Annotated in this window: 12 protein-coding genes; 1 reads left to right on the forward strand and 11 read right to left on the reverse strand. The window is 38.7% G+C overall.

From position 1 onward, the window contains the following. The 11 genes from BM141_RS18680 to BM141_RS18730 form a co-directional block, all read right to left on the reverse strand. The coding region (locus BM141_RS18680; protein ID WP_091549511.1) for a hypothetical protein at window positions 1-268 on the reverse strand (268 nt) is incomplete at its 3' end. A gap of 223 nt (window positions 269-491) precedes the next feature. Then, window positions 492-1,058: a hypothetical protein gene (locus BM141_RS18685; RefSeq protein WP_245764112.1), complete on the reverse strand. Its 567-nt coding sequence runs from the start codon at window positions 1,056-1,058 to the stop codon at window positions 492-494. A 54-nt stretch (window positions 1,059-1,112) separates the two neighbouring features. Next, window positions 1,113-2,759, reverse strand: a complete 1,647-nt coding sequence (locus tag BM141_RS18690; protein WP_091548991.1) for a SusD/RagB family nutrient-binding outer membrane lipoprotein — start codon at window positions 2,757-2,759, stop codon at window positions 1,113-1,115. 54 nt (window positions 2,760-2,813) lie between these two features. Further along, window positions 2,814-5,975, reverse strand: a complete 3,162-nt coding sequence (locus BM141_RS18695; RefSeq protein ID WP_091548992.1) for a SusC/RagA family TonB-linked outer membrane protein — start codon at window positions 5,973-5,975, stop codon at window positions 2,814-2,816. A 547-nt stretch (window positions 5,976-6,522) separates the two neighbouring features. After that, complete coding sequence (fabD, locus tag BM141_RS18700; protein WP_091548993.1) at window positions 6,523-7,410, reverse strand: ACP S-malonyltransferase; 888 nt, start codon at window positions 7,408-7,410, stop codon at window positions 6,523-6,525. Between the two features lie 533 nt (window positions 7,411-7,943). Further along, the gene (locus BM141_RS18705) at window positions 7,944-9,332 is read right to left on the reverse strand and encodes an ATP-binding protein (RefSeq protein ID WP_091548994.1); all 1,389 of its coding nucleotides are present in this window, start codon (window positions 9,330-9,332) and stop codon (window positions 7,944-7,946) included. Window positions 9,333-9,494: 162 nt separating this feature from the next. Further along, on the reverse strand, window positions 9,495-10,277 hold the full coding sequence (locus BM141_RS18710) for a bacteriorhodopsin-like (RefSeq protein WP_091548995.1): 783 nt from the start codon (window positions 10,275-10,277) through the stop codon (window positions 9,495-9,497). 180 nt (window positions 10,278-10,457) lie between these two features. Continuing rightward, window positions 10,458-10,874: a Cif family virulence factor gene (locus tag BM141_RS18715; protein ID WP_091548996.1), complete on the reverse strand. Its 417-nt coding sequence runs from the start codon at window positions 10,872-10,874 to the stop codon at window positions 10,458-10,460. A 126-nt stretch (window positions 10,875-11,000) separates the two neighbouring features. Next, a complete protein-coding gene (gene hemE, locus BM141_RS18720) occupies window positions 11,001-12,035 on the reverse strand; it encodes a uroporphyrinogen decarboxylase (protein ID WP_091548997.1) in 1,035 nt (344 codons plus the stop codon). A 141-nt stretch (window positions 12,036-12,176) separates the two neighbouring features. Next, the gene (locus BM141_RS18725; protein WP_091548998.1) at window positions 12,177-13,337 is read right to left on the reverse strand and encodes a cysteine desulfurase family protein; all 1,161 of its coding nucleotides are present in this window, start codon (window positions 13,335-13,337) and stop codon (window positions 12,177-12,179) included. Window positions 13,338-13,431: 94 nt separating this feature from the next. Continuing rightward, a complete protein-coding gene (locus tag BM141_RS18730; protein ID WP_091548999.1) occupies window positions 13,432-14,151 on the reverse strand; it encodes a pyridoxine 5'-phosphate synthase in 720 nt (239 codons plus the stop codon). 555 nt (window positions 14,152-14,706) lie between these two features. On the opposite strand from BM141_RS18730, the gene BM141_RS18735 reads away from it, so the two are divergent. Continuing rightward, entirely contained in the window at window positions 14,707-20,292 is a 5,586-nt protein-coding gene (locus BM141_RS18735; RefSeq protein ID WP_091549000.1) for an nSTAND1 domain-containing NTPase, read from the forward strand. Window positions 20,293-20,294 lie beyond the last annotated feature (2 nt).

The following is a 20,294-nucleotide window of genomic DNA, read 5'->3' on the forward strand; positions in this document are numbered from 1 at the left end:
GTTCCAAAAGTTTAGGAAATAATGCTAAGTAGTTCTTCTTGACTATTTTATACCAAGCCTTCTCAGAATCGCAAACCATTTGACCGACAAGATTTAGACAAATCACTTCACTATCCGAAAAAGTTGGTTTAGGTCCCGAACGTTCAACTAACTGACCGACTTCTTTGTAAATTTCATCTATAATGAAAAAAGTAAGGGTCAGAAAATCTGATAAATTTAACTCTTTTATATTATCTTTGAATACTGAATCAATTGCGATTTGGTGCATAGGTTATCTCTTTTTATGGTTGCACCTTAGAGATAACCTTTTTTACTGAAAATTCCAAACTAGCACAATCGGTATTTTTTAATCAAACCTAAACTTAAAGTAGGTGAAAAACTCGATAATATACAAATATTAAGGAAAAATTAAGGCTAATAAAACTTAAAATAAAAAAACCTCCTATGTGTCATATACATAGGAAGTTTTTATTAGTTCAAATAAATTAGTACTAATTCGCTACTGTGATTCTATAGAAGAAAGGCGAATTGTAGAATGCTCCACCCAAAATATTTGCTCCTGTATTTCTTGAATTAAATGCCTTACCATTTTTCAACTTAATGGTCGCATCTATTTCAAACTGGTCAGTAGGAGAAACATTTGCCTCTGTCAAACCTAAGGTTCGGATTAAATCTGCTGCTCTAATTACCATAGTAGTACGTGGTAAATTAGTTTTGGCATCACGAGTGAACGCAGAGGCAGGAATACTCAAAAATGCCCTGTAAGCTACAGAGTTAGTGCCATTAGCAGGAGTTCTATCTACAAATCTCGCTTGTAAATCATACGAATCGAGCAGGTTGCCTTTTTCTATGTCATAAGCCTCAATTACATAGCTTACTTGAGCCGAGCCTAAACTTGCCTTAGACATCTGTTGATTAGAAGGTGTAATAGAGATAGTACGCATATACCCTCCATGCTCCGTATTAACTATATCTATCCTATCTATCATTTCTGTCTTGCAAGACATCACCACGAACGATAAGAAAAGAAATGAAAAAAGTGTTTTTATGTATTTCATATTAAAATCAATTTAAAAGTTAGAAGTTAATCAGTATGTTCCTTGTTACCAATATTATCTGGTCAAGCCTGGAGGGTTAGTGTCCCAGAAAACAGGCGTAGTAACATTATCTTTTTGCTTAGCATTGGCATTACGATTAGCAAATACCGCAGGATAGAAGAAAGAGCGGATAAAGCCTCCCGGATTTGCTTCTAAGGCTGGCTGCATACCTGCAGGTTTTCCTGTGCGTCTGTACAAGTTGTATGCTTCTATCCCATTGCCGTACAAAGCTAACCAATATTCACGCGCAATAACGTCTAACCTTGCATCATCAGTAGTAGCGGCATCATAAAGTTCTAATACTCTATTGACATACCTATTTACTTCATTGTCCCAATTAATACCTCTGGCAGCCTCAAAGTTAGTAACGAAACTTGCCTCTATGGTACTAAGAGCAAAACTACGTACGTCTGCCATAGATTTGCGAACAGCAGATTCTAATAAGGCTCTTGGATTACCTGTGGTTTTAAGTACTAAAGCGGACTCTGCCAGCATGAAATCTACAAATGAAGACATCATAATCGGGTGAATACCTGCTCCTTGCGCACCTGTTACCAAAGTTACAGGTTGTCCTCTATCATCATCAAAACGACCACCTGCAGGATACAAGCCCCAAGCAGTACGTGCCAAGCCATCGGGTGGGATGCCTTCATTGCTGAGGTGGTCTCTACCCCAATAGCCTAAAGAAGCTGTAGAACCAAAGCAGAAAGGCATACCCTGAGGATAATGTGCAGGCGGTTGGTTAGTAATACAACGCAACTCATTTACATCAGTAGTATTTCTCAATCTTTGACGATAGAAGTAGTAACGCGTACGAGGGTCTTGGAAACCCTTGCTATCGTTCATTGTCCACATATAGAAGTTAGCTTGGTAGTCACCACCACCAGTAGGAGAATACTGACCTGCATAGCGAGGATGACGGCTGTCAGGGTTTGCCAAGTTGGCACTAAATCTGAATCTGAAATTCTGCGCACCTGTACTAATCAGTCTATTAGTAGCAATCAAACTATTAATAGTAGCAGCTGCACCATTATCTACCAACCTACGTGTCAGAACTAATTTTAGCTTAAGTGAATTTGCCGCTCTAATCCAATTTTCACGGTTGCCTGCATAGAAATAATCTGAGGGTATAGCAGAAGAATTAGCATTAAAGTTTTCTATCGCTTTGTCCAAATCAGCTATTGCCGCTTGGTAAATAGTGGCTCCCTCATCAGCTTTGGGGTTAAAGTTCGTGCCGTCTAAAGCCTCCGTCAAAGGCACAGAGCCAAAGAAATCTGTCATCGTAGCAATAACATAAGCACGAATCACTCTTGCTATCCCCGCATGGACAAACAAGTTAGACCTTTCTGCCAAAGGAATCAAGGTTTTTACGTCTGTTAAAATATTGGCATAGCCATTTGTCCACATCCCATCTAAGGTTTGAGGAGAATAGGCATTGATATAAATCGCAGAACCTTGGTTAATCATACGCGTCAGGCGCATGCCTGGGTCGCTTGCTTGATTAAAAAAAGTAGCAAAATCTAACTGAATCCTATTCAGGATAAAAGTTGGACTGGCACTGTTCAGTGTTACGGCATTAGGGTTGTCGAGTAAGTCTAACTTACACGCGTTCAAAAACAAAATGCCCAGTACCAAAGAAAATATTTTTATATATTTTATCATAAGAATATGAATGTTAAATGTTTTGAATAAAGTTCACGCTAAAGCGTCGTTTACTTAAAAGGTTAATCTCAAAGTACCACCCCATCTACGAGCAGCAGGACCAGCCAAAAACTCAAAGCCCAAGCCGTTACCTACACCCAAACCCAAGTTTTCAGGATCCACTCTTAAGTATTTAGGCATATTTACTGCCCTGAACCACAAGTTATTACCTTGTAAAGAGAAGGATACTCCTTTGAAAGGTGTTTTACCCACAATATTTTTAGGTAGGCTATAAGACAAGGAAACCTCTCTGATACGGATGGTAGTACCGTCAAACATACGACCCTCGTCCCCAAAGAAGTAGTAGTTATTGAAGTGCGTATCTGAGGCAGTAACTTGAATATCGTTAGGTGAACCGTCTTGCTTTACACCGGGCAAGATAAAGGTAGCATCTCTATCAAACTCTGTATCTTTGCTCAATCCACGACCTATTACTGCACCTGCTGTACTTGAGTAGATTGCTCCTCCATGGCGATATTCTAACATCACATTTAAACTTAAGCCTTTATAGCTCAAAGTATTAATCCATGAGGTATTGAAAGCAGGGTTTGGATTACCTAACTCTCTGATGTTAGGGTCAGACAAGTAGTTACCATCGCCGCCTACCACTCTATTTCCGTTGGCATCTTTCAAAATAGCTGTACCTTTGATGATATTGAAAGGTCTGCCTGGTACAGCAAAGTTACCTAAGTTAGTAAAGCCAGCTACAACTACTTCCTGCAAGCTACCCCCTAACTCTACGGTTACAGGCACTACTCTGCTATAGTTCACTACAGTTTCCCAAGTAAAGTTATCTGTACGTACTGGAGTAGCATTGATAGCTAACTCTATCCCTGAGTTGCGGATTTTACCGATATTAATAGCTGTACTTGTAAAACCTGTTGAAGGGTCAATAGGAGTATTAGTAATTAAGTTAGTAGTTTCTCTGCGGTAAAGCGTCAAATCTACTCCAATTTTATTATTGAACAACTTAGTTTCTAAACCCGCCTCATACTCAGTAATTAACTCTGGTTTTAAATTAGGGTTGCCTAAGAAGTTATCTACAGTATGGGTTTGTGTAACGTTCCCACTTGCGTCCAAGAAAGCTCTTGCGTTCTGATTCAAAATATTACGAGTACTATATGGTGAAGGGAAACCTGCAGAAGTACCTACCCCAGCCCTAATTTTCAAAAAGTTCAGGAAGTTGGACTGCAAGCCCTCAAAAGCAGAAGTAGGAATGAAGGAAACACTGGCTGATGGATAGAAAATACGGCGATTTTCTAATTCTACAGTAGATGTCCAGTCATTTCTTGCCGCTATGTTAGCATACAAATAGTTTTTGTAGTCTGCGGTAACTTCGCCATATACCCCCATTCTTGTTTGCTCTTCTGTAAAGCTACCTGCCACATTATCTATAAAATTTTGGTGACGCATCAAACCAAAAGCCAACTGGTTTACACTGGTAGCGGATTGCTGCTCAAATCTATCATTACGCATATTTCCCCCTAATTTTGCCGCTAAGGTCAAGTTCTCATTTAATTGCTTAGAGTAAGAGAAAATTACGTCGTGATTCCAAATAGTATTGGTGATATTACGTGTTTCATAGCGACCTTGTACGAAGTTCACCCCTCCCTTATTGTATTGATTTTCTTGCAACTCGTTATAGGTATCTAAACCTACACGGTAAGTAACAGAGAGGTTTTCTGCCAAATCAACAATGACAGAATTAGAAGTAAAGAAACGATTAGTGATGCTTGGTGTCTTGTAGTATTTCAAAATCCAACGTGGGTTAGGAATATCGTTAGGACTTCTGAAATATACACTTTGATTAGTTACAGGGCTTTCAAAGGGCCAGCCCATCAAATCTACTGTTCTCGGTGTAAAGAACACGTTTGCCAATACAGAAGGAGCATCATAAGCATTATTCCCACCGCTACCACTCAAAGGAGGAGTTTGCATATCTGTATTAATGAAGTTAAAAGAGGTTTGGATAGTTACTCCTTTGATAACTTGCGTCCTTGCTCCTAACCCTAAGGTCAATCTTTTCAAATCATTGTTAGGGATGTAACCTTGCTCCCTGTTGTAGCCCACAGAAACATTATAGCTTGTAGTAGCATTTCCTCCTGTTAGGTTTAAGTTACTGGTACTTATCAACCCCGTACGGAAGAAATCTCTTACGTTATTAGGATAAAACTGTAGAGTAAATGGATTGTTGGCTACCCATTCTGCCATCTCTGCCCTTAGAGCTGCATTAGACAAAGAAGCAAATGGGTGATTAAGTTTCAAAGGGTTGTTGTCAGGCACTTGGTCAAGTCTTGGACCCCAGTTGCTAAAGAAGTAACCCGGATTTTGCTGGAAACCACCCATGTAAGTATTTTGATAAACGGGCAAAATGGCACTATTGGCAAATAAAGATTGAGTAAAGTTAATTTCTGCGGGTTTATTTTTTGCCGAAGCGTTCTTAGTAGTAACCAAAATTACCCCGTTTCGTCCTTGGTCGCCATAAAGTACAGATGCCGCCAAACCCTTCAATACGTTGATACTTTCTATGTTATTAGGGTCTATGTCCAAGAAACGGCTGGGAGCAGCTTGTCCACCTTGAGTAAAGCCACCTCTTTGGTTTGTAGCAGAGTTGAAAGGTACCCCGTCCACCACGAAAAGAGGTTGGTTAGAACCAGTGATAGAGGAATATCCTCTAATGATAATATTAGTTCCTGTACCTGATACGCCCGATACTTGGTTAATATTCACCCCTGCTATTTTGCCTTGGAGCACGCGACCTACGTCAGCTAAGGGGCGGTCAGCAATTGCATCTTGCCCTACAGAGGCTACCGCATAACCTAATGCTCTTTTTTCGCGAGCAATACCCTGTGCAGTTACTACTACCTCGCTGAGTTGCTTGGTATCAGGGTCTAAGGCAATATCCACCGTAGTTCTATTGCCTATTTCTACCTCCTGTGTTACAAAACCTACGAAAGAGAACACCAATCTGGTTGCTCCCGCAGGCACATTGAGTTTGTACTTGCCTTCTGTATCGGTAATGACACCTGCATTTGTGCCTTTTGCCACTACGTTTACGCCCGGCAGGGCAGACTTGTCCTCACTCGAAGTTACCGTTCCTGAGATAGTACGGTCTTGAGCTAACAAACTGCCTAAGAAGAATACACAAAGTATTCCTGTTAGTAAGAGTCGTTTCATGTTTTTAATGTTAAGTTTGAAAATCAGTAAATTAAATAATAGTTAATCAGTAAATTTTAAAAATTAAAATTTAAGCAAGAAGAAAGAAAAATGTCGTATGTGATTGGTTTGGTTTGCGTTGGTAGAATACAATGCTATTATGTGTTATGTCAAGTCTTTGCCCAATCCTCCATCAGCTATGAGCTAAGGATTAATCATAATAACTAAATGTATGATATAGTAGAATTGTCTTTCATTCATCAATAATCTTTAATAATATGTTTTAACTTGTTTTAATAATTTTATGTTTGCAATTTATAATATTTCAAGATAAATTTCAAAATAAGTTAAATTAAGTTTTTATATTTTTTCATAAAAAAATCATAAATGCTTATTAAACAGCACTTTCTAATAAAATAAATTTTAAAAATTTAACATTTTATTGATTTAAAGCAAAGAGTGGCATAAAGAAATTATTAACAAAAAAAGTAGCAAATCCAATATAAACGGAATTTGCTACTTTTTCTTACATGACAGTTTTAAGGGGGGCATCAATGACTTTATAAGTTTAATATTCCAAAGAACTCACTTCTGCTTCTTTGTTGATTTTCTTCACTAATCCCTGCAAGACTTTGCCAGGTCCGCACTCTATAAATGAAGTTGCTCCATCTGCTATCATATTTTGTATGCTTTGCGTCCAGCGCACAGGAGCCGTCAGTTGGGTTATCAAGTTTGCTTTGATTTTCTCTGGCTCAGTAAAAGGTTTGGCACTGACATTCTGATAAATAGGGCAAACAGGAGTTCTAAAGTGCGTACTTTGGATTGCTTTTGCTAATTCTTCTTCAGCGGGCTTCATCAAAGGCGAGTGAAAAGCCCCTCCTACTTGCAAAGGAAGTACTCTTTTCGCGCCTGCTGCTTTGAGTTGCTCTCCTGCAAGTTCTATGCCTTTAAAGCTACCAGATATGACCAACTGTCCTGTGCAGTTGTAGTTAGCCGCCACGACTACTTCGCCACTTTCACTTACTTCCTTGCAAATTTTTTCTACCACCTCGTCGTCCAATCCAAGTACAGCTGCCATAGTAGAGGGGTTGGCTTCACAGGCTTTTTGCATGAAAAAAGCTCTTTGAGCTACTAATTTCAATCCATCTTCAAAACTTAACGCCTTTGCTGCTACTAAAGCCGAAAACTCTCCTAAGGAATGACCCGCCACCATTTGAGGCTCAAAACTACTCGCTACTGATGCCAAAACCACAGAGTGCAAGAAAATAGCGGGCTGAGTAACTTTGGTTTGCTTGAGCTCCTCCTCTGAACCTGCAAACATAATATCAGTGATGCGAAAACCTAAGATTTCATTGGCTTGCTCAAAAAGTAATTTGGCTTGGGGGGAAGCCTCGTACAAGTCTTTACCCATGCCTGAAAACTGCGCTCCTTGTCCAGGGAAAATATATGCTTTCATTAATCAATTAAATATGTGTGATAAACTCTCTTTTCGTTATAGAGTGCAATGCTAAAATAATTGTGTGTAAAAAACAAAAAAACCCAACCACAAAGAAGCTGGGTTTTTCCATATATTACTCTATCTTTTTGAATTTTCGAGATTGTACAGTACTGCGCCTGCTGGATGAAAAATTAAAAGTGATACACCGAAATTAGTGTTATCATAAGGCAGACGCAATACTACACATGCCTTGTTTATTTGTCAATAAAACATCTACTTACAATTCATGTTACAAATGTAATATACTACTTAGTAAATGCAAAAAAATCTGTTTTATTTTTCTCAACTTCCTTAAATAATCTTATTTTTTATAAAAAAAGCAATATAAGTATTTTAAAATTTTAAATTGGTAAAATTTTGTCAATCAATATAATATTAAACCATTTGAAAAATTATATTACTTTATTAGAATAATACAATATCAAAAAAGTTAAATTTTAATATAATAAAAAATTCAACGTATAATTTAAAAATTTGTGTAAGTTTTTCTATCAATAATGACCATTTTTTATTTCTGAAATCAAGAAACATACTCTAAGTTGATTTAAATTTTTTGCTGGGATTTCAAAGTCAATTTGAGCTTGGTGATACTGAAAAATGCGCTTAGCTATCATTAACCCTAAGCCACTTCCTGTTTTGTGTTTTGCATTTTGCCCTCTTTTAAAAGGAGTAAATAGTTCATTTATCTCTATTTTTTGAGGGGTTTCTCCTGAGTTGCGAATGATGAGTTGAAGTGCTGTTTCCGTCTGGCAAATTACGCAGTCTATTTGCTGATTGTCGCTATACTTGCAAGCATTCTTCAGCAGATTACTAATAGCTATTTTGAGCAGGTTTTCATCTCCTTTGACTTCCAAGTTTATTTCGTCATTGCTTTGGTTTTCAATCTCAAACTGTACCTTAATATAAGGGTATTGACTTTGCAAAGAAGGTAGGCACGCAAAAATGAGTTCATCTAAACGAATAGTTTGAAAATTTTGGCTTTCTGTCTGATAATCAATTTTTGAAAGTAGAAGCAGAGAACTTACTAAATCAGAAAGTTGGTAAGTATCCTCAGAGATGCGTTGTAATGTTTGGCGAACTTGTAGAGCAAGGTCTTCGGTTTTTAAAATATTTTCTAATTGGGTAACAATTCTGGTGATGGGGGTGCGGAGTTCGTGAGAGGCGTTGCCCGTAAATTCTTTTTGAGACTGGTAGGCTCGCTCTATTCTGTCAATCATTTGATTAAAAGACTTAGATAAAGCATTGATTTCATTATTCTTACTCGAGATAGGAAGTCTAATATTGAGGTTTTTATCAGTAATTTCTGAAATTTGAATCCTTACATTGTCAAGTGGTTTTAGTCCTTTTTTGCTCAAGTAAAAGGATAAAAACCAAACCAATACAGTTCCTGAAATAAAAGTAGCTACTAAAAGATACTTCAAATAGTCCAACTTACGCTTACCATACTTATCCTCTGCGGTAACAAGTGCAAAATAATCTTTCCGATTAGAGTCATAGTACATTCCATAGACTTCGTAGTTGCTATAGGTGCGAAAAAAAGCCCCATGAATCTTAAGGAAATCCAAGTCTTCTTTGTCCCAGCGGATAGGGGCATCGTCAAAGCTACTATATACTAACTCTTGTTTATCATTAAAAATCAGGACTTTTTCATCATATAATTTATGAATACTGTTTTGGTCAATGATTTTCAATAATTGCTCATCTACCTCTTGAACTTCCAGAAGTAGTTTAATCGTAGTTTCTGCTTTCTCAGCGAGACGGTCTTTGAACTCTTCCATGCGATAATCCGCAAACAAGGCATAAATAAAAAAGCAAGCAATACCCAAAATAATAGAGAAAAGCAGACTAAATAGGATAGAAAAACGTTGTTTGAGGTTCATGCTTGCGATATTTTTTTGTGGATTACTGCAACCTAATCGTTATATGCCTATAGTATTACAAAAATAAAAAAAATAGGTACCTTATCCTCTACTAAGATAAAATACCTATTACTTTTTTCAGCAACTAATTAAAATAATTTACACAGTTTCAAGGTAAAAAAATTATACAGTAGCAAATTTTGCTTTTTCTGCCACAGCTGCTTTTTCCGCTGCAGTTGCTCCTTTGGCTATGCTATAAACCACCAAGCCAAAGCCAATTTTATTTACAGCATCAGCGATATTATAAGCTAAGTCCACTGGAGAAGTTTTGGTCAAATCTACGCCTTCTACTAAGCCACTTAACAAGTTGCCGGGCAACATCATGTAGCCAATAGGATAAATAGCCCAACCTACCAAAGTAAACCAGCGTAACACATTGTAACCTGTCTTTACTACTTCACTATCTGTAGCCTTAGCTAATTTAGCTGCTTCACCTGCGTAGATTTCATAAATGATTAAGCCCCAGCCCAAAGTAGAGATAACTCCCCAAAGTACGTTCTGATTTACATATATAGCCTCACCCATGTAACCAGCTACTAACATCACTACTGAACCAACAATTAAGCGAACTAACATGCCTGCGCTTGCGCCTGCTGGCTTCAAAATGAGGTAATACTCTATGCACATCAAAGGAACAGTGAGCGTCCAATCGATGTAGCGAAACTGAGTAGGCGAAGTACCTGTTTCCAACCATACTCCTCTCATGTAAAAATAATGCACAGCAGCGATAAAAGTAATCAAAGCAGAAACCAGCAAAGAGGTTTTCCACTTGTCTATCACTGTTCCTCTTTCTACTATGAAGAAGATAGAAGCGGCTAACATAGACATATAGCCTGTAAAGAAAGTAAAACCGATGTAGTCTCCAGCTTGGAGCGCACCATCAAGTAAAATACCTAAATTATACATAAAACTAATTAGTTAAAGGTTGTGATAATAATTTTGAAATAGTTTGAAAATTTTGTAAGTACTAAAACTAAAGAGAAGAAATAAGATGTTAGTTTAGAAGATTTGTTGATAATAAAATAAAATGTTAAGAAAAATGTTTAGCAATTTTAATAAAAAGTTAAACATTTTTTTGATAATCAATCACCATTCCTGCTTGAGTAGGGAGGCATGCCAACGAGCCTCTTTCCAAGATCCTCCGGCGGTACGTTTCCAGATAATTGTAACTACACAAAAGAATTTCCCTACTTGACCACCGACGTAAAGTCTTTGGCAAAACTCTACTACGCTATATCCCATAGCTTCGGTTTTTAAGGCATCGTAGGTGAGTATTTCCGTATCTGTGCGTGCATTCATGGCTTTTAACTTAGCAAAAAGCTCATGAAACCAGTTTTCCCACTCTTGACGAGTGCGAATCATTTTGCCTCCTCCGTCAGTGTCTATGTCGACAATGCCAAAATCATCATCACATAGCTCGGCTAAGTCCTCGAAATTATTTTCGCTGACATATTTGAACAGGCGAACTGTTTCATCATAAAAAGGCTTCTTTTCATTTTCCATAGTTTTTCTTTTTGTTAAAAATTTTTCTATTAACTCCTTGTAAAGCCTATTGTTAGAAAAAGAAAAGAAAAAACCCTACCTTAGACTGAACAAGATAGGGTTGGAGAATAAAGTCATTTATCCTATTTAGTTTTGCCATTCCTTAACCGTTTCTATGAAACACCTCACTTTCTCAGGGTCAGTATCAGGGTAAACTCCATGCCCCAGATTCGCAATATGTCTTTGTCCACCAAAAGAGGCTAACATTGCTTGTGTTTCTTTGCGAATGACCTCATAAGAGCCGTAAAGCACGCAGGGGTCTAAGTTTCCTTGCAAGGTTTTATTTTGCCCAATGATTTGTCGTGATTCTTGCGGACTCATCGTCCAGTCTAAGCCAATGACATCACACCTTGTCTGGCTGAGTTGTTTTCGAGCAAAAAATGCACCTTTGGCAAACACTGTTTTAGGAACTTCATCAATAGCCTCACAAATTTGGGCAATGTATGGAATTGAAAACTCCTGATAGTGTTCAGGAGTAAGTATGCCCGCCCAAGAGTCAAAGAGTTGGATAAGGTCTGCCCCTGCTTTGATTTGTTCTTTTAGGTAATTAATAGTACTATCTGTAATTTTTTGCAAAAGCGCATGAGCAAGGTGCGGGGCTTGGTACATCATTCGGCGAGCTTTGGAAAAGGTCTTAGAACCGCTCCCCTCTACCATGTAGGTAAATATAGTAAAAGGTGCGCCTGCAAAGCCTATTAAAGGCACCCTCCCAGCGAGTTCTCGCTTGGTAATGCGAATTGCCTCTGCTACATACGCCAAGTCTGATACAGCATCAGCTACTTTTAACTTTTTAATATCTTCTTCTTTCTCAATGGTTTTAGGGAAAAAAGGTCCTCTTTTTTCCACCATTTCATACGGTAAACCCATAGCCTCAGGAATTACCAGAATATCAGAAAAGATAATCGCCGCATCTACTCCCAAAATATCTACTGGCTGGATAGTAACCTCAGCGGCACGCTCAGGGGTTTTTACCAATTCTATAAAATCTTTCAAGCTGTCCCTGACCGCTCTATATTCAGGTAAGATACGCCCTGCCTGACGCATTAGCCACACAGGAGGACGCTCTACTTGCTCACCTTTGGCGGCACGTAAGAGTAAATCATTTTTTAACGTTGTTCCCAATATCTTTCTTTTTAAAGTAATAAGACAAATTCAATGTATGTTCCCATTTATGAGAATGTGTTGTTTAATAATTATTTCTAATCTTACAAATGCAATTTTATATTTGTGAAGCTACTTATGCGTATTTTTCCCTTTTTATCCTTACCCATTTTGCAAAGCCTCGACATTTGATAGGTTGTAGATTTCTGCCAATTTCTCCACTACATAGTCTATCTCTTCCTTAGTATTGTATTTACTAAAGGAGAAACGTACATTGGCGCGATTGGGGTCTGCTTTGATAGCTTGGAGGACATGCGAACCTACTTCAGAGCCACTGGAGCAAGCACTTCCGCCGGAGGCAGAAATTTTGTGAATATCCAAATTGAACAACAGCATATCGTTATCTGAGGAAGGAGGAAAACTTACATTTAAGACGGTATATAGGCTTTTTTCCAGATTAGCCGATTCCCCGTTAAAGCGAATGTCTTGGAAAGTGTCTTTCAATCTGTCAATCATGTAGGCTTTGAGACTTAGAATATACTTCTTATGCTCTTCCATTTCTCTGCAAGCGATTTCTAATGCTTTAGCCAAACCGATAATGCCATATACATTTTCTGTTCCTCCCCTCATGTTGCGTTCCTGTGCCCCTCCTGTGATGAACGGTTGAATCTTTGCATCATTTTTAATATAAATAAAGCCTATACCTTTGGGTCCGTGGAACTTATGTGCCGCTCCATTGATACTATGTACTTTGATTTTTTGTAAATTGATGGGGAAATGCCCTACGGTTTGCACAGTATCTGAGTGAAAATAAGCATTGAACTCTTCGCAAAGATTGCCTACGGTTTGTATATCAAGTAGATTGCCAATTTCATTATTAGCGTGCATAAGCGAAACCAAAGAACGCGGGTGAGTAGCTAAGAGTTCTCTTAAATGGTCTAAATCTACGTTTCCTTTTTCATCAATATTTACAAAGGAAAGTTTGATGATGCCACTTTTGGCTAAGTCCACCAAGGTATGCTCTACGGCATGATGCTCAATAGGTGAGCTAATCGCATGAGTGAGTTTGTAAGTATGTATGGCACTGCGAATGGCAGTGTTATCGGACTCAGTTCCACCAGAGGTAAAAAAAATCTCAGACGGAGAGGTATTGAGCAAGGTTGCTATTTTCTTCCTTGCCTGTTCTATGCCCGCCCTTACCTTGCTTCCATGCCCATGAATAGAGGAGGGATTGCCAAAATGCTCAGTCATGTACGGGAGCATAGCCTCTAATACTTCTTTGTCTAAAGGCGTGGTAGCCGCATTGTCTAAATATACACGCATAGTGATGAATATGTTTTTTTGCAAAATTAGTATCTATCTCTCTAACTTTTGAGAAGTAAAGATTTTTTTATTTTACCAATATTTAGAACAATCACTATCTATCTTTTAACTGCCTCAAATACAGTTGAATAGTGTTTTCTAAGCCATAATACAGTGTATCACAAATTAAGGCATGACCTATGGAAACTTCTAAGAGATGAGGAATATTTTTATAGAAATAGTGAAGATTGTTTAAGTCTAAATCATGCCCAGCATTGATGCCTAAGCCAAGTTCATGTGCTAATATGGCACTTTCTCTATAATGATGGATGGCTTGTGCAGGACTTTGCAAATATTCTCTGGCATAACGCTCAGTGTAAAGCTCTATGCGGTCTGTCCCTGTTTTTGCTGCTCCTTCTATCATTTCCTTGATGGGGTCGACAAAAATAGAGGTACGTATGCCGTTGCTTTTCAGTTCACTGATAATTTCTACAAGGTAGCTTTGGTATTTAATAGTGTCCCAGCCCGCATTAGACGTAAGTGCGTTAAGAGCATCAGGCACTAAGGTAGCTTGGGTAGGTTTTACTTCCAAAACCAAATCCATGTATTTGTGCTGGGGGTTGCCTTCTATATTAAATTCTGTGGTGATAATTTCTTTGAGTGCATATACATCGGCAAATCTGATATGCCTTTCATCAGGGCGAGGGTGAACTGTAATGCCTTGCGCCCCAAACCTTTCACAATCTTTGGCGACCTGAATGAGATTAGGATTGTTACCTCCACGAGAGTTTCTCAATGTAGCAATTTTATTAATATTTACGCTGAGTTTTGTCATAGCTTCATCAACTTTACATTCTCTTTTAGGCAAGTATTTATACTTGTATTAAATTTTTTTATTTTCCAATAATTTATACTCAAAATAAAATGATTTTGAAATCCCTCTTGCTAAGGAATGGACTTGGTTTCTCTGACACTTTTGGTGGAGTTAGCCCATGAACAGTACTACATGTAACTTTAAGCCCGTAGGGCTATCATCTTGGTAGAAAAGAGTGAAATATGCCACCGCTACGCGGTTTTATTCATTATTTTCTACAAAAATAGCACACCTACGGTGTTAGTCAAGGGCAAATTAAAGTCCAATGCTTACATAAGTTTTACACAGAAAGTGCCAGAGAAACGGAACTTTGGAGTAAAGAAAATTTCAAAAACACTTTTGATTGAGTATAACTTCCTTAAAGAGCATTTTGCCAGACAAAGGTAAGAAAATAAAATGAGGTGAGGAAAGTAAGTGATAATGATAATTTTATTCCCTGTATTCCTCATTTCTCAATATTTTTTTTAAAATTTGAAGTGAAGAAAGTCAAAATCAAACCATTAAATACTCAATTTTGTGCAAATTCCTGTCATTTTTTTAGCTTTTGCCAACGACAAGGTCGACAATGCCCGCTACCTTCGCAATCTACCACGAGAGTTGGACGGAATCCGCAATGCCTTACTTCCTGCTGTGAAGGCAGGTCTTTGCGAAGTAGTAGAGCGAGCCAACGCCACCATAGATAACATTCTGGACACTTTCCAAGACCAGCGGTACAGAGATAGAATTGCTATTTTTCACTATGGAGGTCATGCAGACGGCTACCAACTTTTGTTAGAGGAATTGGACGGCTCTCATGCGGTAGCATACGGCGGGGGTTTAGTTTCTTTCTTTGCTATGCAAAAAGGGCTAAAATTAGTGTTTTTTAATGGATGCTCTACACATCAGCAATCCTTAGAACTTACCCAAGCAGGGATTCCTGCGGTCATAGGTACTTCTAACGCTATCAATGACGACGTAGCCACCTTGCTTGCCATACGCTTTTACAGAGGAATTGCTCAAGGTATGACCCTTGAGAGGTCTTGGAACGCCGCAGTCAGCAACATCAAAATCAAGCAGAACGAAGGCAATACGCGAGGGCTTTATCGCAAAGAAGCTGCTCAAAAACTTGTAGATGAGCGTTTCCCTTGGGAGTTGCTCATTCGCGAGGGGGCAGAAATTGTGAAAGAGTTTAATTTGCCTACTGAAGTCAATAATCCACTTTTTGGCTTACCCGAAATTCCTAAAATATACAATCTGCCCGCAGAACCCTACCAATTTTTACTGCCTTATACACGCCCTTATGCGGAAATATTTTTTGGTAGAGCTACCTACATCAGGGACTTATACAATAGGATTACAGATAAAAATTCTGCCCCTATCATCTGCATATTTGGGCAGGCAGCAGTGGGGAAATCCTCACTTTTTGATGCAGGGCTTCGTCCTCGCTTGGAAAGTTCGCACATAGTGCAGTACATAAAACGCAAGCAAGGCAAAGGGCTATTAGGCACATTGGAGGAGGCTTTAGGCATTGAAAAATCAGAGGAAGAAATTGACGCAGAGCGAAAAAGTATCTTAGAAGCCAAAGATAACTTTGAGCAGAAGCCCGTAGAAACGCTCAGTTTGGACTTGCTCAATAGCCTTACTATCACCGACTCCCATACTCTTTCTAATGAGGCATCTAACAATCATAATTCGGCAGAAACCTTTGAAGGACAAGCTGTTGAAGTAATGACAGAAACAGAAATCTCTTCCCAAGAATCCAAACCTAGCAAAAGCAAAGATGCACTCATAGAGGCACTTAGAGATTTGTCCACCAAAGTAGATTTGTCTTTGCAAGGTACGATTTTTAAGTTCATTCAAGAGCTAAACAAAGAGGAAAAAAGTAATAAAACTTCTAATACCCCCAACCAACCCTCAGCAGCAGGAACGAGTCGGCTTTTGCAAAGGTGGAAACAGATAGAGGAAGAGAGCGGCAAACCTTTGGTCATCATCCTTGACCACGTAGAAGAGTGCTACACGCGCCCCATGATGACGGACAAGGCACTGAACGAGGGAGAACAGCTCAACATGGGAGAGCGAGAGATAGAAATTTTCTTGCAAGAGGTCAAAGCACTTTTTAATGACCTTTCCAACCTGCCCAGAGGAAAGCTTCTCTTAGGCTATCGCAAAGAATACCAAGCTGACTTTGAGGAGTGGTTCAAGTGGTTCAAACTTCCGCAGAACAAGGTTTTTTTAGAAAACTTGGAAAGAGAAGAAATCATTGAGATAATTCAGGGCTTGACCTCTACGGAAAATCTTAGAAGAAATTATCGGATAAGTATCGAAACGGGCTTGGCGGAAATCATTGCAGATGACCTGCTCGAGGACCGAGAATCAGCCATTGCGCCTGCCTTGCAGATGATACTAACCAAACTTTGGAAGTCATGTGAAAATGAACATACCCGCCTTTTTACCATTCAAAAATACCAAGAACTAAAAAAACAAGGGCTTTTTGTCAAGGATTTTTTAGAAGAGCAGATGCAAAAAATACGAGAGTGGAATCCCGAAGTAGAGGAATCAGGTTTGGTCTTAGATATTCTGATGCAACACACCACCCGCTTTGCTACGGCAGGAATGCAGAACGTAAATGAACTAAAAAAACTTTATTCTCACAAAGCAGAAATTTTAGGCAGCATCTTAGACAAATGCAAAGAACTTTTCTTACTCACTGACTTAGGGCAAAGCACTGCTTTGGCTCATGATTCTCTTGCACCTATTATCCAAGAAAAATATCGCAAATCTATGTACGTAGGGCAGAGAGCTATGCGACTTTTGGAGAATAAAATCGTCAATTTTAACCCTAACGATAAGAAAAGCAGTGTATTTGACGAAAGAGAATTGGGCGTAGTAGAGGAAGGTGGCAAAGGCATGAGGTATTGGACGGAAAAAGAATTGGAACTGATAGAAGCAAGCAGAAGGCGAAGGGCTATCAATAAAAGAAACCGCCGTTGGCGAAGGATTGGCTTTATCGCAAGTGTGGTTACGGTTATTGGATTTACGATTTATTCATGGATTTTAAAAAACATTGCAAGCAACGAGCAGATACGCGCCGAAGCAAGCCAACTCATGACTTTGGCTGTCCAAAACGAAGACATGACTATGGCATTGCGATTGGCGGAAAGAGCCGACAGCCTTGCTATGTATATCCAAGATAACTCTATGAAAGAGAAGTTAATAGAAATATTAGCTACAGGGAACTTTTACACTTCTTTTTGGCAAGGAAGTTTGGCTAATCCTAAAATTTGCTTAGATAAAGAAGGAAGCAGAATGTTGTTTTATGGTATAGACTCTGTTTTATATGTACGAGATTTAAAAGGAAACGACCTTTTCAAACTCACTAACCAAAGCATCATAGACTTTGATTTGTCCGCAGACGGAAGGAAAATCCTGACGCTTGGCAACTCAGACAATATAGCAAGACTTTGGGACATCAACGGCAAGCAATTAGCCACTTTCAAGGAAAATATCAAAGACTATGTTTTTAATCAATTAGGATTTTCTCCTGACGGAAAATATTTTTATACGCTATCTAATGGACTGATAGTCAGAGTTTGGGATATGCAAGGCAGGCAGGTGAACCAGTACCAAGTCAAAGAAAATAAAGAATATATTTATCAGCTTACCTTTGCTCCTAATAGCCAGTCTTTATTGCTTTATGCAAGTGTTTTTAATAATAAAAAAGGAGGTGATTTTTATGAAATTAGGAGTTGGGACCTCAGAACAGGAAATATCTCATTTAAAAAACGTTATGATGAATATTTCTACCAAATTGCTTTTTCGCCCAATGGAGAAGAAATTGCACTTGTCAGCGATACTACTCTTTACTTGACAGATTTGAAAGGAAATGTTCTCACTAAAATCAATGAACACGAACACAAGTTTTTCAATTTCTGTTTTTCCCCTGACAGCAAGCAAGTGATTACTACCAATAGGGCAAGAGCTATCAAGTTTTATGACATTGACTATATTAGGCAACTTTACAGTGAAGGCAACCATGACCTCATTTTACCTATGCGCGTGTTTGAGGAAAGCGGTTTAGTAGATGCCATGTCCATAGTAGCCAACGGGAAGCAACTGATGACTGCCAATATTTACAATGGGTTAAAATTTTGGGATTTACAGAGTTACTACAAAATCGTGTATGGGGGAATAAACAACTTTATCAAGCCTGTAGCTTTTGCTCCTGACGGAAAGGAGTTCTTCAGCATGGTGCAAGGCAATACTAAAATTTATTCGTACAAAATCCGCTCAGAAAACACTTTTGATAAAGAGGAAATTAACCTTACTGATTCTGTCTATGCGGAAATTCATTTTGACGAAAAACATATCTTAAAAGCCACAGATAGTATTCGCATCTTTGATTTTGACTTACGGCAGTTGGCAAGCATTGCCAAACCTGAAAACTACTATCAATCCAAACTTTCCCAAGACGGTCAGAGAATATTGGTACTAAGCATAGATACTATCCAGATTTTCAATACCAAAGGCGAAATCTTAACCACTATCCGCGATACAGGCACAGATGTTTTCATTTCGCCTGACAATCAATACATCGTTACTATCAACGATTTTGACAATGGCAACGATTTTAATGCCAGAATATGGGACAGCAAAGGGAAACTATTAAGCACGCTTAAAGGACATAATAACTATATCAATGAAGTGAGTTTTTCTCCTGACGGCAAATATTTGGCTACAGCAAGCCAAGATTTTACAGCCAAAATTTGGAATTTTTCAGGACAAGAAGTCTTGACTTTGGCAGGGCATACTCAATCGGTAAATGTAGTAACTTTCTCGCCTAATGGAAGTTACATCTTGACAGGAAGCGATGACTATACCGCAAGGCTATGGAATTTAAGCGGAGAAGAACTCAAAACTTTTATCGCTCACAAGGTCAATGCGGCAGTTTTTTCTCCTGACGGCAAGCAAATCTTGACGGCAGGTACGCAAGATTTTAACCAAAAAGATTATTTTAACATTTCTAAGAAAAAAAGAACTTCCAATTTCTTTTCTATGAGCTATTCTGAAGAAGAGGAATTAGGCAAAGACAAGTATATGGTCAGTTCTATGATTTTGTGGGATATTAGCCAAGACCAAAAAACATGGCTGCACTCCCCCAAAATTGCCAATTTTGCCTTGACTGACTACTTAGTAGCGGGAGCATCTATCCCCTACCGCACCCTGATTAGCTTAGAAAATGCTTATGAACTCAATACCGCAGGTTTTTACTATCTTCAGACTGACGTGCCTATCAGTGGTGTGCCTAAAAGCAAACGCTTGGGCTATGCCAAAAACTTTTTTGAGAAATCTTTGAAAATAGAACGTACCTATTACGGGGTCGTGGGCTTGGCAGAGGTAGGAGAACGCCAAAAAGGAGAGTTTGAGGTAGAACTGATGACCAAAACCAATGATATAGAAGAACTAAGATGGTACATGGACTATATTTATAACAGTAAACTCAAAGTCGCTAAGAACCGCACTGACTCCTTAGAGTATTGGAAAGGACTGAAAAAAATAGCAGAAAAGTCTTTGGAAATTCGCCAAACCCCCCAAGCTCTCAATACTTTGCAAAGTGCCAACTACGTACTGAAGGACAAAGCAAATATCGCAATGGTACTCAACAATAGCCTCAACGAAATGAGAAAGTATGCAGACTTTTTCAGAGAGCAAAGAAATTTCCGCAAGTTAGGACTGCTGCAAGCCACACAAGTCTATGAACACATCTTGCGAAACCTGAAACCTACTTCCGAAGATTACAAAAATGCAATAGAAACTTATAGCAAGTTGGCTTGGTATCAACTTTTGGACAGAGAAGTCGTAGAAGCAGAAAAATCGGTAAATCGCGGCTTAGAAATCAATGCCTTGCAAGCAGACAAGAGCCAAAAGTATCTCTACCTGAACCAACTGCTCGTCTATGTATTTACCAATCGCTATGAAGAAGCCAGAGCGATTTACCAGCGCGAAACGAGAAATGACCAACTCCCCGATGGCAAATCTTTCCGAGTTTTAGTAAAGGAGGACATAGACAAATTGGAAAAAGCAGGTTTGGTATTGGATAGGAATAAGGTGAGTTGGGTAAGATAAGG

Origin of the sequence: Thermoflexibacter ruber (genome assembly GCF_900113045.1) — a bacterium.
Lineage (GTDB): Bacteria > Bacteroidota > Bacteroidia > Cytophagales > Thermoflexibacteraceae > Thermoflexibacter > Thermoflexibacter ruber.